Source organism: Pseudomonas sp. GW821-FHT04D07, from assembly GCF_059420225.1.
Genome location: NZ_JBWKTH010000028.1, coordinates 1 through 11,949, shown reverse-complemented (window position 1 = coordinate 11,949; position 11,949 = coordinate 1). Strand labels below are relative to the sequence as shown.

The window sequence follows — 11,949 nt, the reverse complement described above, 5'->3', positions numbered from 1 at the left end:
ATGATTTACAGTGAATGGTTGACCGGGATCGGCTTGGTGGTCCTCGGATTGGTGACCGGCTTTGTCGGCACCAATACCGGAGGCAGTGTATTCCTGACCGTGCCGGTAATGATCTGGCTGGGCATACCGCCACAGTCGTCGATCGCCACTGCCCGCCTGGCTTCGGTGGGCACCATGGTCGCAGGCCTGAGACATTTTCATAACCAGGGCAAAGTCGACTATGTCGTCGCCATACCCGCGGCGGTGCTGGGGCTGCTGGGCGCTCTGGCGGGTGCGAGTCTGTTGTTGCAAATCGATGCGTTGTTGCTGCACCGGGTGATTGGCCTGCTGACGTTGCTGCTGGTTGCGCTCTCCCTGGTGAAGAAACCACGTACATCCGACAGGACACCCTCAACGATCAGCAAGTTTTTCGGATACCTTCTTTTCATTCCCATTGGCATGATCGGTGGCTTGTTTGGTGGGCAAGCCAAACTCTCGACCTATCTGTACATCCTCTTTTTCAAGAAGAGCATCAGCGAGTCGGTGGGCACTCGAAAGGTCGGCGGGCTTGTACTGTCCGTGGGGTCGCTGCTGATCTTTGGTCTGAGTGGCATCATCAATTGGCAATATGGCACCTGCCTGATTCTCGGTACCTTGCTGGGCGCCAATGCCGGTGCCAAGTTTGCCTTGAAAAAAGGTGACGACTGGATGGAAGCAGTGTTCAACGTGGTCGTGGTCGTGCTGGCGTTGAGGATGCTTTTTTACTGATCAACTTCAGTCACCAGGTGGCCAGGCTCACCGTGGCTCTAGCAGCCGCGCCCCGGTCTCATGGGCACCCAACATATCGCCATGGTTGCGCAGCGGGCAGTTCTCCATCGACAGGCAGCCGCAGCCGATACAACCGTTGAGTTTGTCCCGCAGCCGGGTCAACCGGGCGATGCGTTCGTCCAGTTCGGTCTTCCCGTTTTCCGACAAGCGTTTCCATCACGCCAAGGCGGTGAGCTTCGATTCGTTCCGGGTCCTGCGCCGCATCGAGCGCAGCCAGGACGACGCCTTGCAGTGCGCCCTGGTGGGCTAAATAGAGAGTTGCAACATGCGCTCACCCTGGACGTTCTCGCCCGCACGGCGCTTGTTCACCGCCAACTCGCCGATCTTGATCAGCCGCGTGCGGGTCACATTGCGGCTCAGGCCCAGCAGGCCGGCGGTGTGCACCTGGTTGTAGTGACTGAAACGGTAGGCGGCGCGCAGCAACGCATCCTCGACCTTTTCATAGAGTGCACCGGCCTGTTCCTCGAAGAGTTTCTGGAAGGCCCGGTTGAGTAAGGCTTCGGCCGAGTCATCAAGGGCGTTGCCGCTGTCGTCCTGACGTTCGATGCGCAGGTTCGACAGGCGCAGATCGTCGCGCTCGATCACGCCGTCATGGCAGATCAACAAGGTGTGGTGGATAACGTTTTCCAGCTCGCGAATATTGCCCGGCCAGCCATAACTCCTGAGTTTTTGTTCGGCGCTGGGGCTGATGCGGATATCGCCATAGCCCAGGCGCTGGCTGTAGCTTTCGATAAAGTGTCGGGTCAGCGGCAGGATATCGCCGGGGCGCTCGCGCAGGGGGCTGAGCTCCAGGCTGACAACATTGAGGCGGTAATACAGGTCCTCGCGAAAGTGCCCGGCGTTGATGGCTTTTTCCAGCTGCACATTGGTGGCCGCCAACACCCGCACGTTGATCGGGATGCTTTTGCGCGAGCCGAGGCGTACCACTTCGCGTTCCTGCAGGACCCGTAGCAGCTTGACCTGGATCGGCATCGGCAGGTCGCCGATCTCGTCGAGGAACAAGGTGCCGCCGTCGGCCTCTTCGAACCAGCCGGCCTTGGCGTTGAGGGCGCCGGTAAACGCGCCTTTTTCATGACCAAACAGCTCGGCTTCCACCAGGGATTCGGAGAAGGCCCCGCAGTTGACCGCGACAAACGGGCGATTACGGCGGGCGCTGAGGTTATGGATATGCCGGGCCACCAGCTCCTTGCCGGTGCCGGTTTCACCGATGATCAGCACGCTGGCTTCGCTCGGCGCCACTTGTTGCAGGTGGGCGAGCAGGGCCTGGGACTTGGGGTCTTCGAACACCTGGGCGGTGGCGCGGATGGAGGTGGCCAGGGCCGGCGAGGGCGGTAACGTTAGCAGCTGCATAGGCTTCTCTAGGAATAAAAAGTGGGGGGCGGCAGCGTCTGGTTCAGGGCCCAGTCGCCGAGTTCCTGGAGTTTGTAGTCCAGCAGCCCGGCGGCGCGTTCCACCAGCAGGCGGACACCTTCGAGGGCGACCCAGAAGTCGCCGTAGTGGTTGAGCACGTAAGGGGCCTGGCGAATATCCCGGGCGGTGGATTTGAACCAGGGTCGGGTTTCGTCGAGGGTGTACTGCCGGGCCTCTTCGAAAGCGCCTTCGGCAATACCGAGGAACATATGGCTCAGGGTCAGTTGCGCGATCAGTGGCCGCAGGCAGGCAAAAGGTGTGCTCAAGGGGCCGGGGTCGAGCAGCAGCTCGGATTCCTCGACCCGCCCCCGTTCGAAGCTGGCGCTGCCGCTGTCGGTCTGGCGCTGGCCCATGTTGTGCCAGTCGTCATGCAGGGTGATGCCGCTGCGCCCGCTGGGGATGGCGGCAATCAGCAACTTGCCGCCGGCGCTTTCGTCCACCGCCGAGGCGATCAGCATCTGTGAGTCATTGGCGTCGGAGCAGAAGCTTTTCTTGCCGGAGAATTCGCGCCAGCCGCGTGTGGGCGCGGAGCTTGTGTGGGAGCGGAGCTTGTCGGATCGCCGCACCGCCGCGAAGAGGTCCGTGAGGACGCCAAAAGCTTCGCGGGCAAGCTCCGCTCCCACTGGTTCAGGCGCCAGCTTGGGTCGGCAACACATCGTTGGCGATCATTTCGCCAAACGGCCCGCTCAGGTTGGTGATGCCACGTCCGGCCAGGCTGGCATAGGGGGCGGGCAACAGCGGGAACACCCGCTCGGCGAAGCGATAGGCTTCTTCCAGGTGTGGGTAACCGGAAAAGATAAAGCTCTCGATACCCAGGTCGGCGTACTCCTTGATCCGCGCCGAGATGATCCCGGGACGGATCGCCACCAGGTAACGCAGACGTTCGGTGAGTGGCACCAGAATCGAGGCGATGACCCAGGAGTCCTCGCGGGAGCGTCCGGTGGGAATCAGCACGCCGTGATAACCAAGGTTGTCGGCGGCCTGGGCCACTTGTTTCAGATAGTTGAGGGTGACCGGGCGCGCGCCCTGGGTAGTGCCCAGGTAATGGCCATCGCCGTGGGTCGGGAGAAACCAGAAAACATCCACGAGAGTTCCTCAGGCGATTTTCAGCAGTGGCGTGGGGTGGGCACCGAGCAACGCGGTGGCTTTCGACGGGCGGATTTGCGCCAGCTCGGCCAAGACGGCCTGGGTCAGCACCAGGGTACCGGAGGGACGGTAGGTGCCGCCGGAAAGGGCAACGACTTTCAGTGCGCGAGACATGATCAGTTCCTTTTCAAACAGTTGCTCAGCGAGCAGGGTCAGTGACAGGGTTTGAGCAAGAGCTGTACCAATAACCCAAGTCCCGTATTTTCAGGCCCTTGGCCGGTTGGAGCGGGCGTCGGGTGCTGGCTGGCGGACGGTTTTGTTGATCGACTGTTGGCCGGCGAACAGTTGCCCTGGCAACAGCGGATCGGCTGTGGGAACAGTTGTAAGGGGTTTTTAATATTCCGTAAATGAACGTATTTACATATTTATAGGACTTTTAGGAATATTAGGTGCCCGCAGCCCGGAACGGCCGAGGTGATCGATAGCGATTATCGAGCTGGGTGATTTTTGCCCTGCCGGCGCGCCGGGTAGCCTGTGTCCATTGCCTCACGCCAGGTTCCCGGGAGTCGCGCCATGAAACATTCATCCATGCAGCAGCAGAAGGCGCAACTGATGGGGCCGTCACGGAAGGTCCAGGGTTTCGATGACCAGGGTGAGATCAGCGCGGATCGTGGCAGTAACAGACACAGCCCACAGAGCTGAAAGGTAAAACTGTATCGGTCCAAGTTTTTGCCAACTGTGCGTGAGTTCCGCCAAGTCGGTGGGATAGGCTGAGTCTCTGACTGAGCTTATGGCTGGATGCTGTTCATGACCCTTTCGCTGGACCTGCTGCTGGGCTTTGCCCTTTTCGCCCTGGTGACTTCAGTGACCCCCGGCCCCAACAACGCGATGTTGCTGGCGTCCGGCGTCAACTTTGGTTTCAACCGTTCCATTCCCCATATCCTGGGTATTTCCTGCGGCTTTTTTGTCCTGGTACTGGCGGTGGGCCTCGGTCTTGGCGCGGTATTCGAGGCTTATCCCGTGTGCTACTCGGTATTGCGTTATATCGGTGGCGCCTATCTGCTGTACCTCGCCTGGAAGATCGCCGGTTCCGGACCGGTCGGCGAGTCGGAGCAGGGGCCGGGCCGCCCGTTCGGGTTCTGGAACGCCGCGGCATTTCAATGGGTCAATCCCAAGGCCTGGGTGATGGCGGTCGGCGCGATCAGCACCTACACGCCATTGCAGGGCTATTCCAGCAATGTATGGGTGATCGCGGCGGTGTTCGCTCTGATCAACGCGCCCAGCGTCAGTCTCTGGGCGGCCTGCGGCAGCCTGTTGCGCAACGTGCTGCGTGATCCGCGCTGGCTGCGGCTGTTCAATATCGGTATGGCGCTGCTGTTGGTGATTTCGTTGTACCCGATGTTGCATGAGAGTGCGCGGCAACTGCTGCGTTGACCCGCCCTTGCGTGTTTCCTGTCCTCGCCGTTGAAGCGGGCCGCCTGTTCCAGCACGATTGACACTCGCAACACCTTCCCCGGGCCTGTAAGCTGGATTTTAGGAGCGTTCCTACGCACTTTTAATGAAAGTTATCTTTCTTTAATCGTTTTCCATCGGATATAGCTGTCCGCCCAACCACAGGGTGGGTGATCAGCAAGGGATCGATCCGCGGGACACGCTTTATGAGTTTTTTGCCATGACTGAACTTCCTCTGTATTTCGACTATGCCGCCACCACGCCGGTGGATGAGCGGGTCATCCGGGTGATGGTCGAGTGTCTCGGCTTTTCCGGTAATTTCGGCAACCCGGCGTCCAGCTCCCATGCCTTCGGCCAGCGCGCCCGGCAGACGGTCGAGCAGGCCCGGCAACAGGTGGCGAGCCTGGTGGGGGCGAACCCCGAGCAGATCGTCTGGACCTCCGGGGCCACCGAATCGAACAACCTGGCGCTCAAGGGCGTCGCCCAGGCCCGGGGTGTCAGCGGCGGGCATGTGATCACCAGCCAGATCGAACACAAGGCGGTGCTCGATACCGCCCGGCAACTCCAGGAAGCCGGCGTGGCCGTCACCTACCTGGTGCCGAATGGCGAAGGGTTGATCACCGCGGCCATGGTCAGCGAGGTCCTGCGCGAGGACACCTTCCTGGTCTCGCTGATGCTGGTCAACAATGAGCTGGGCACCCTCAATGACATCGCCGCCATCGGCCAACGGGTACGTCAACACGGCGCACTGTTTCATGTGGACGCGGCTCAGGGCGCGGGCAAGGTGGCGATCGACCTGGCCGCCTTGCCGGTGGACCTGATGTCGTTTTCCGCGCACAAGGTCTACGGTCCCAAGGGCATCGGCGCCTTGTACGTCGGCCCGCGCGCGCAGCAGAAACTGCACGCGCAGATCCACGGGGGTGGCCATGAAGGCGGCCTGCGCTCCGGCACCCTGGCCACCCACCAGATCGCCGGCATGGGCAGTGCCTTTGCCCTGGCGACCGAGCATCTGGAAGAAGAAATCGCCAACATCCGTCATCTGCGCCAGCGCTTGCTCGAACAACTGGCGGATGTCCCGGGCCTGCGTCTGAACGGCAGCCCGACCGAACGCATCCCCCATACGTTGAGTCTGACCTTTGCCGAAGGCGAGTTCGACGCTATGGCCCTGGGGCGGTCCCTGGCGTACTCGGCGACGTCAGCCTGCAACTCCGCGAGCCAGGCGCCGTCCCATGTGCTGCTGGCGCTGGGGCACGATGCGCGTCTGGCCGGGCGGACCATTCGCCTGAGCCTGGGGCGTTTTACTTCCGAGCAGGACATCGACCGCGCCGCCGCGGCGATCAAGGCCAGCCTGAGTGCACCGGCACCGTTCTGGGCGCTTGCCCAGCCGTGAGCGTGTCGGATAACAATTGAATAATAAGTGGTTAGCAGGAGACACAATGAGTACGCAGACCCCGAGTCAAGGAACCGTTCCCCAGCGCCTGGCACGTACCCGCGAGCTGATGCGCCGCGAAGGCGTGCAGGCGTTGCTGGTGCCGTCGGCCGATCCGCATCTGTCGGAATACCTGCCCGCCTACTGGCAGGGCCGGCAGTGGCTGTCAGGCTTCCATGGCTCGGTCGGCACCTTGATCGTGACGCCGGAGTTCGCCGGCGTCTGGGCTGACAGCCGCTATTGGGAGCAGGCAACCAAGGAGCTGGCCGGCAGCGGTATTGAACTGATGAAATTGCTGCCGGGGCAACCTGGTCCGCTGGATTGGCTGGCCGAACAGGCATCGCCAGGTGGCGTGGTCGCGGTGGATGGTGCGGTCATGGCGCTGGCTTCGGCGCGGAGCCTGGGCGACAAGTTGCAGGCCCGTGGCGCACGGCTGCGCACTGACATTGACCTGCTCGACCAGGTCTGGGAAGACCGCGAGGCGCTGCCGAACCGGCCAATCTACCCGCATCTGCCGCCGCAAGCGACGGTCAGCCGTGGCGACAAGCTCGCGCAGTTGCGCGGTGAGTTGAAAAATCGTGGCGCCGACTGGCATTTCATCGCCACGCTGGATGATATCGCCTGGTTGTTCAACCTGCGCGGTGCCGATGTGTCCTTCAACCCGGTATTCGTTTCCTTTGCCCTGGTCAGCCAGGAGCAGGCCACGCTGTTCGTGTCCTTGAGCAAGGTGAGTGCCGAGCTGGCGCTGGTGCTCAAGGCCGATGGCGTGACCTTGCGTGACTACAGCGAAATCGGTGCGGCGCTGGCCAGCATTCCGCCGCGGGCGGGCTTGTTGGTCGACCCGGCGCGGGTGACGGTCGGTTTGCTGGACAATCTGGCTCGGGAAGTGACGCTGGTCGAGGGGCTCAACCCGACGACCTTGGCCAAATCCCGCAAGAGCCTCGACGATGCGCTGCATATCCGCCAGGCCATGGAGCAGGATGGGGCGGCCTTGTGCGAATTCTTTGCCTGGCTGGAAACCGCGCTGGGTCATGAACGTGTCACCGAGCTGACCATCGATGAGCACCTGAGCGCCGCCAGGGCGCGGCGTCCGGGCTATGTGTCGCTGAGTTTCAATACCATCGCGGCGTTCAACGCCAACGGTGCGATGCCGCACTATCACGCCACCGAGGCGGAGCATGCCTTGATCGAGGGTGACGGCCTGCTGCTGATCGACTCCGGCGGTCAATACCTCGGCGGGACCACCGACATTACCCGGATGGTCCCGGTGGGCACGCCGACGGCCGAGCAGAAACGTGATTGCACGCGAGTGCTCAAGGGTGTGATCGCCTTGTCCCGCGCGCAATTTCCCCGTGGGATTCTATCGCCTTTGCTGGACGCTATCGCCCGCGCCCCGATCTGGGCCGAAAGCGTGGATTATGGGCATGGCACCGGTCATGGCGTCGGTTACTTCCTCAATGTGCACGAAGGTCCGCAGGTGATCGCCTATCAGGCCGCACCGGCGCCGCAGACCGCCATGCAGCCGGGGATGATCACCTCCATCGAGCCGGGGACCTATCGTCCGGGCCGTTGGGGCGTGCGTATCGAAAATCTGGTGCTGAACCGTGAGGCGGGCAAGAGCGAGTTCGGCGAGTTCCTCAAGTTCGAAACCCTGACCCTGTGTCCGATTGACACTCGTTGCCTGGAGCCGGCGTTGCTGACACAGGAAGAGCGTGACTGGCTCAACGCGTATCACGCCGAAGTGCGCGAGCGTCTGAGTCCGTTGCTGGACGGCGCGGCGCTGGTCTGGTTGAACACCCGTACCGCTGCGATCTGACCGATGACCTCGGGCAGCGCAATCCTGTAGGTGCCGGCTTGCTGGCGATGGCGGCCGCAAGACCGATACAGGCTTGTTGGCCTCATCGCCAGCAAGCCGGCTCCTGCACGGGGTGTGCTGTTTTCAAAGTCCCGCCAGGGCATCGCTCATATAATCGACAAACGCCTTGACCCGGGCGGACTGTCGACGATTGGCCGGAAACACCGCATGGATCGGCAGCGATTGGGTCTGATAGCCAGGCAAAATCGCCGTGACCCGAGCCGCCTTCAGATCTTCAGCGAACAGCCACACCGGCGACAGCGCAATGCCGAGCCCACCCAGGACCATTTCCCGAATCGCTTCCGAATTGTTGCTCTGGGCATTGCCCTTGATGCGCACGCTGTAGCGCTGTCCGTCCTTTTCGTAGTGCCAGAGGTTCTGGCTGTTCAACAGATTGAATTGCAGGCAGTTGTGCTCGGCCAGTTGCCCAGGGGTTTGCGGTTCGCCGCAACGTGCCAGGTAGGCGGCGCTGGCGACGGTGATCCGCTGGGTATCGCCGATGCGTCGGGCAATCAGGTTGCTGTCGCTCAGTTCGCCGATACGCAGACTGACATCCAGGCCCTCCTTGACCAGGTCCTGATTCTGGTCGTTGAGCTGCAGGTCGATGTCCAACTGCGGGTAGCGCGCGAGGAAGTCAGGCAGCCGGCTGGCGATCTGCAAACGACCGAAACTCACTGAGGAACCGATGCGCAGGCTGCCGGCGACCTGTTCCCGGCCCGACTGGAAGCTGTGTTCGGCATTGTCCACGGCGGCTAGAATCTTTCGGCACTGTGCGTAGTAGCGCTGGCCTTCATCGGTCAGTGACAACTGGCGGGTGCTGCGGGCGATCAGCTTGCCCCCCAGTTCGGCTTCCAGGGCCTTGAGGATTTTGCTGATGGTTGGCTGGCTGGTCTGCTGTTCCCGGGCCACGGCAGAGAAACTGCCGCGCTCGACGACGCGGACAAAGATGGTCATTGCATTGAGCTTATCCACGGAACGCCTCATTCATGCCAAAAGGGCATGATCACTATAACAATAGCGCGTCTTATCGGCATGAGTGATGAGGTGCATGATTTGTCTTACTTCCACTGTTCGAGATTGCCGACATGTCCCACTCGCTTGAAATGAACGCTCTGCTGGTCGACGCCGCCAATGCGCCGCTGCGTCTGGTTTCTATCGACCGTCCCGTCCCCGCGGTGGGGCAGGTGTTGGTCCGTATCAAGGCCAGCGGTATCAACCCGTTGGATGCCAAGATCCGCGCCGGCCAGGCCGGTCACGCCCGTCAACCGTTGCCGGCAGTCCTGGGCATGGATCTGGCCGGGGTTATCGAAGCCCTGGGCGAGGGTGTCACCGATTGGGTGGTGGGTGATGAGGTGTACGGGTTGGCCACCGGGATCGGCGGTGCTCAGGGTTCGCTGGCCGAGTTTGCCGCGGTCGATGCTCGACTGCTGGCGCGCAAGCCGGCCAATCTGAGCATGCGCGAGGCCGCGGCATTGCCGCTGGTGCTGATTACCGCCTGGGAGGGCCTGGTCGATCGTGCGCGGGTAGGCGCCGATCAGTCGGTGCTGATTCATGGCGGGGCGGGAGGTGTCGGGCATGTGGCTGTGCAGATTGCCAAGGCCTTCGGCGCCAGGGTCTTCGCTACCGGTTCGGCCACGCAACAGGCTCAGATCGAGAGCTTCGGCGCGACCTTTATCGATTATCGGCTGCATGGCGTGGAGGCGTACGTCACGCAGCATACCGCTGGCGAGGGCTTCGATATTGTCTATGACACAGTGGGCGGCGAAACCCTGGACCGGTCGTTCCAGGCGGCGCGGATCTATCACGGGCATGTCCTGAGTTGCCTCGGTTGGGGCCAGCACAGCCTGGCACCGCTGTCCTTTCGCGGGGCCACTTACTCCGGGGTGTTTACCCTACTGCCATTGCTGACCGGCCAAGGGCGCGAGCATCACGGGCAAATACTGGCACAGGCCGCACGGCTGATCGAAGCCGGTCAATTGAAGCCTTTGCTCGATCCGCGGCAGTTTACCCTGCACACCGCCGAGGAGGCTTATACCTTGCTGGCTAGTGGTTCAGCGCAAGGTCGGTTGGTGGTCGAGATCTAGTTCTTCAGTCCTGGAGCAAGGCTTCGCGGACGAAGTCGAGGCGGTCCTGGTCGAAGAACAACTGATCGCCGACCAGGGCCGGAGAATGGCTGTGTCTTGCCCGCCTTGGGCGCGGATGCGGGTGACTATGCAGCGCCAGGTGTTGCGATCGAGCCATGACGAAATCAATCGGCAGATAGCGGGGGCGCTTTAGGGCTCAGCGTGGATGGTTTGTTGCAGATGATGATCATGCTCCGGCTGGTATAGCCGGCCGGGTTGAGACCGAACGGATAGTCACCCGGGTCTTCCACGGCATCGCCGGATTTGGCCAGCACTCTATAACCGTTGTCGCTGCAGGAATTGGCGGCCTTGGTGTAGCACTTTTCCCAGGAAGAGGTCAGCCCGGAACAGTTGATATGTACACCGCGCTTACCGTATTTCATCGGTTTCGAGGTTGCGGCGCAGCCGGCGACGGTAAGTACCGCCAGAACTATCAAGAAGCGTTTCATTACCATCCCTATCTCTGCCCCGGATCAATTCGTCCGGTTTGGCTCTTTTCGTGCCGCCTGCTTCTTCCTTGAGCGCCTTGTCCAAAATTTCCAAGGCTGGCATTGGGTTAGGCATAAACATGTCTTATTTGCGCGGCAAATACCAGCGCTGGATCAGACTCTGTTTCAATCGACGGCGACGGGTGGCGCGGACTCCTTGCGCAGGGTCAGCGTGGCACCGACGGAGGCGCAGATAATGCAGGCAATGGCGAGCCACTGGGCGGCGGACAGATACTCGTGCAGGAACAGCAGTCCGGACAGTGCGCCGAAGGAGGGTTCGATGCTCATCAAGGTGCCGAAAGTGCGCGCGGGCATGCGCGTCAGCGCGACCATTTCGAGGCTGTAGGGCAGGGCGGTGGACAGGATCGCGACGCCAAGCGCGGTGGGGATCAGCGCCGGGGTGAGCAATGCGGCGCCGGCGTGGACGATACCGATCGGGGCAATGAACAGGGCGGCAATCACCACGCCGAGGGCGGCGGTCTGGATGCCGTTGTCGTTGCCGGCTTTCTGGCCGTACAGGATGTACAGCGCCCAGCACACACCGGCCCCCAAAGCATAACTGGCGCCGGGCAGGTCAATGCTGGCGCTGGTCGCGCCGGAGGGGATCAACAGCAGGAGGCCGCTGACCGCCAGGGCGATCCAGAGAAAGTCGATGGCCCGGCGTGATGCGTAGATCGCAACCGCCAGGGGGCCGGTGAACTCCAGAGCGACGGCGATGCCCAGGGGCACGCTTCTCAAGGACATATAGAAGAGGAAGTTCATACCGCCCAGGGCAATGCCATAGATGATCACGGTACGCAGCGACTTGGCGGTGAACTTGGCCCGCCAGGGGCGCAGGACCAAGACCATGATGATGCTGGCAAACAACAGGCGCAGGGTGGTGGTGCCCTGGGCGCCGACAATCGGGAACATGCTTTTGGCCAGGGAGGCGCCGGATTGAATCGAGGCCATTGCGATAAGCAGCAGACCGACGGGGAAGAGTGTCGAGGCCAGGCTGCGGGGCGGCTGGGTCATGGGGCGGTGTCATCCGGGGCTATATAAGGGAGGCAGGTGTATATGATGCGGAACAAAGCGCCGTTGAGCAATATATTGCTCAATGGGGATTTGTCCCTCTATATGGGAGGTGAGTGATGCAAGGTTTGGGGTGTACACCCCCTTGTAGGAGCCCGGCTTGCCGGCGATGGCGTCCTTGAGGCCGCTAAAAGCTTCGCGGGCAAGCTCCGCTCCCACAGTGTCCGGGTCTGACCGAGAGTTTGCGGTGTAACGAGGTCCTTGTGGGAGCGGAGCTTGCCCGCGAAG

Annotated in this window: 13 protein-coding genes and 3 pseudogenes; 7 read left to right on the top strand and 9 right to left on the bottom strand. The window is 61.8% G+C overall.

Translation table 11 applies throughout. The annotated features are described in order from the left end of the window. Positions 1-747, top strand: coding sequence for a sulfite exporter TauE/SafE family protein (locus AC07T0_RS25480; RefSeq protein WP_495003783.1), 747 nt, complete (start codon positions 1-3; stop codon positions 745-747). Positions 748-774: 27 nt separating this feature from the next. Here AC07T0_RS25480 and AC07T0_RS25475 read toward each other — a convergent pair. Then, positions 775-963, bottom strand: a pseudogene (locus AC07T0_RS25475) (MerR family transcriptional regulator); the annotation flags it as partial. On the opposite strand from AC07T0_RS25475, the gene AC07T0_RS25470 reads away from it, so the two are divergent. Further along, positions 884-1,057, top strand: a complete 174-nt coding sequence (locus tag AC07T0_RS25470; protein ID WP_495003782.1) for a hypothetical protein — start codon at positions 884-886, stop codon at positions 1,055-1,057. The pseudogene AC07T0_RS25475 and the gene AC07T0_RS25470 overlap by 80 nt on opposite strands. Here AC07T0_RS25470 and AC07T0_RS25465 read toward each other — a convergent pair. The 4 genes and pseudogenes from AC07T0_RS25465 to AC07T0_RS25450 all read right to left on the bottom strand — a co-directional run. Beyond that, positions 1,054-2,157, bottom strand: a complete 1,104-nt coding sequence (locus tag AC07T0_RS25465; RefSeq protein WP_495003781.1) for a sigma-54 interaction domain-containing protein — start codon at positions 2,155-2,157, stop codon at positions 1,054-1,056. The two genes, AC07T0_RS25470 and AC07T0_RS25465, sit on opposite strands and share 4 nt — an antisense overlap. 8 nt (positions 2,158-2,165) lie before the next feature. After that, positions 2,166-2,732 (bottom strand): annotated as a pseudogene (locus tag AC07T0_RS25460) (acyl-CoA dehydrogenase family protein); the annotation flags it as partial. Between the two features lie 112 nt (positions 2,733-2,844). Then, a complete protein-coding gene (locus tag AC07T0_RS25455; RefSeq protein ID WP_495003780.1) occupies positions 2,845-3,303 on the bottom strand; it encodes an LLM class flavin-dependent oxidoreductase in 459 nt (152 codons plus the stop codon). 66 nt (positions 3,304-3,369) lie between these two features. After that, positions 3,370-3,477, bottom strand: a pseudogene (locus AC07T0_RS25450) (FMN reductase); the annotation flags it as partial. Between the two features lie 399 nt (positions 3,478-3,876). Here AC07T0_RS25450 and AC07T0_RS25445 point away from each other — a divergent pair. The 4 genes from AC07T0_RS25445 (at position 3,877) to AC07T0_RS25430 (ending at position 8,000) form a co-directional block, all read left to right on the top strand. Beyond that, positions 3,877-4,005, top strand: a complete 129-nt coding sequence (locus AC07T0_RS25445; protein WP_495003779.1) for a hypothetical protein — start codon at positions 3,877-3,879, stop codon at positions 4,003-4,005. 105 nt (positions 4,006-4,110) lie between these two features. Then, positions 4,111-4,737 carry a LysE family translocator gene (locus AC07T0_RS25440; RefSeq protein WP_495003778.1) on the top strand — a complete coding sequence of 209 codons (627 nt, stop codon included), beginning with the start codon at positions 4,111-4,113 and terminating at the stop codon, positions 4,735-4,737. A gap of 238 nt (positions 4,738-4,975) precedes the next feature. Further along, positions 4,976-6,145 carry an aminotransferase class V-fold PLP-dependent enzyme gene (locus AC07T0_RS25435; protein WP_495003777.1) on the top strand — a complete coding sequence of 390 codons (1,170 nt, stop codon included), beginning with the start codon at positions 4,976-4,978 and terminating at the stop codon, positions 6,143-6,145. A 46-nt stretch (positions 6,146-6,191) separates the two neighbouring features. After that, the gene (locus AC07T0_RS25430; RefSeq protein ID WP_495003776.1) at positions 6,192-8,000 is read left to right on the top strand and encodes an aminopeptidase P family protein; all 1,809 of its coding nucleotides are present in this window, start codon (positions 6,192-6,194) and stop codon (positions 7,998-8,000) included. Between the two features lie 123 nt (positions 8,001-8,123). On the opposite strand, the gene AC07T0_RS25425 is transcribed toward AC07T0_RS25430, so the two are convergent. Continuing rightward, on the bottom strand, positions 8,124-9,011 hold the full coding sequence (locus AC07T0_RS25425; protein WP_495003775.1) for a LysR family transcriptional regulator: 888 nt from the start codon (positions 9,009-9,011) through the stop codon (positions 8,124-8,126). A gap of 113 nt (positions 9,012-9,124) precedes the next feature. Between AC07T0_RS25425 and AC07T0_RS25420 the strand changes: the two genes are divergently transcribed. Beyond that, the gene (locus AC07T0_RS25420) at positions 9,125-10,123 is read left to right on the top strand and encodes a zinc-dependent alcohol dehydrogenase family protein (RefSeq protein ID WP_495003774.1); all 999 of its coding nucleotides are present in this window, start codon (positions 9,125-9,127) and stop codon (positions 10,121-10,123) included. Between the two features lie 4 nt (positions 10,124-10,127). Here the strand turns inward: AC07T0_RS25420 and AC07T0_RS25415 are convergent, their stop codons facing one another. From AC07T0_RS25415 to rhtA, 3 genes are all read right to left on the bottom strand, one after another. After that, positions 10,128-10,280 carry a hypothetical protein gene (locus AC07T0_RS25415; protein WP_495003773.1) on the bottom strand — a complete coding sequence of 51 codons (153 nt, stop codon included), beginning with the start codon at positions 10,278-10,280 and terminating at the stop codon, positions 10,128-10,130. Positions 10,281-10,287: 7 nt separating this feature from the next. Then, positions 10,288-10,611: a hypothetical protein gene (locus AC07T0_RS25410; RefSeq protein ID WP_495003772.1), complete on the bottom strand. Its 324-nt coding sequence runs from the start codon at positions 10,609-10,611 to the stop codon at positions 10,288-10,290. Between the two features lie 165 nt (positions 10,612-10,776). Next, positions 10,777-11,664, bottom strand: a complete 888-nt coding sequence (gene rhtA, locus AC07T0_RS25405; protein ID WP_495003771.1) for a threonine/homoserine exporter RhtA — start codon at positions 11,662-11,664, stop codon at positions 10,777-10,779. Positions 11,665-11,949 lie beyond the last annotated feature (285 nt).

Excerpts from the sequence above, each read along its gene's own strand:
- AC07T0_RS25480 (WP_495003783.1), top strand. The coding sequence starts at position 1 with ATGATTTACAGTGAATGGTTGACCGGGATCGGCTTGGTGGTCCTCGGA.
- AC07T0_RS25465 (WP_495003781.1), bottom strand. The coding sequence starts at position 2,157 with ATGCAGCTGCTAACGTTACCGCCCTCGCCGGCCCTGGCCACCTCCATC.
- AC07T0_RS25445 (WP_495003779.1), top strand. The coding sequence starts at position 3,877 with ATGAAACATTCATCCATGCAGCAGCAGAAGGCGCAACTGATGGGGCCG.
- AC07T0_RS25440 (WP_495003778.1), top strand. The coding sequence starts at position 4,111 with ATGACCCTTTCGCTGGACCTGCTGCTGGGCTTTGCCCTTTTCGCCCTG.
- AC07T0_RS25435 (WP_495003777.1), top strand. The coding sequence starts at position 4,976 with ATGACTGAACTTCCTCTGTATTTCGACTATGCCGCCACCACGCCGGTG.
- AC07T0_RS25430 (WP_495003776.1), top strand. The coding sequence starts at position 6,192 with ATGAGTACGCAGACCCCGAGTCAAGGAACCGTTCCCCAGCGCCTGGCA.
- AC07T0_RS25420 (WP_495003774.1), top strand. The coding sequence starts at position 9,125 with ATGTCCCACTCGCTTGAAATGAACGCTCTGCTGGTCGACGCCGCCAAT.
- AC07T0_RS25415 (WP_495003773.1), bottom strand. The coding sequence starts at position 10,280 with ATGGCTCGATCGCAACACCTGGCGCTGCATAGTCACCCGCATCCGCGC.
- AC07T0_RS25410 (WP_495003772.1), bottom strand. The coding sequence starts at position 10,611 with ATGAAACGCTTCTTGATAGTTCTGGCGGTACTTACCGTCGCCGGCTGC.
- rhtA (WP_495003771.1), bottom strand. The coding sequence starts at position 11,664 with ATGACCCAGCCGCCCCGCAGCCTGGCCTCGACACTCTTCCCCGTCGGT.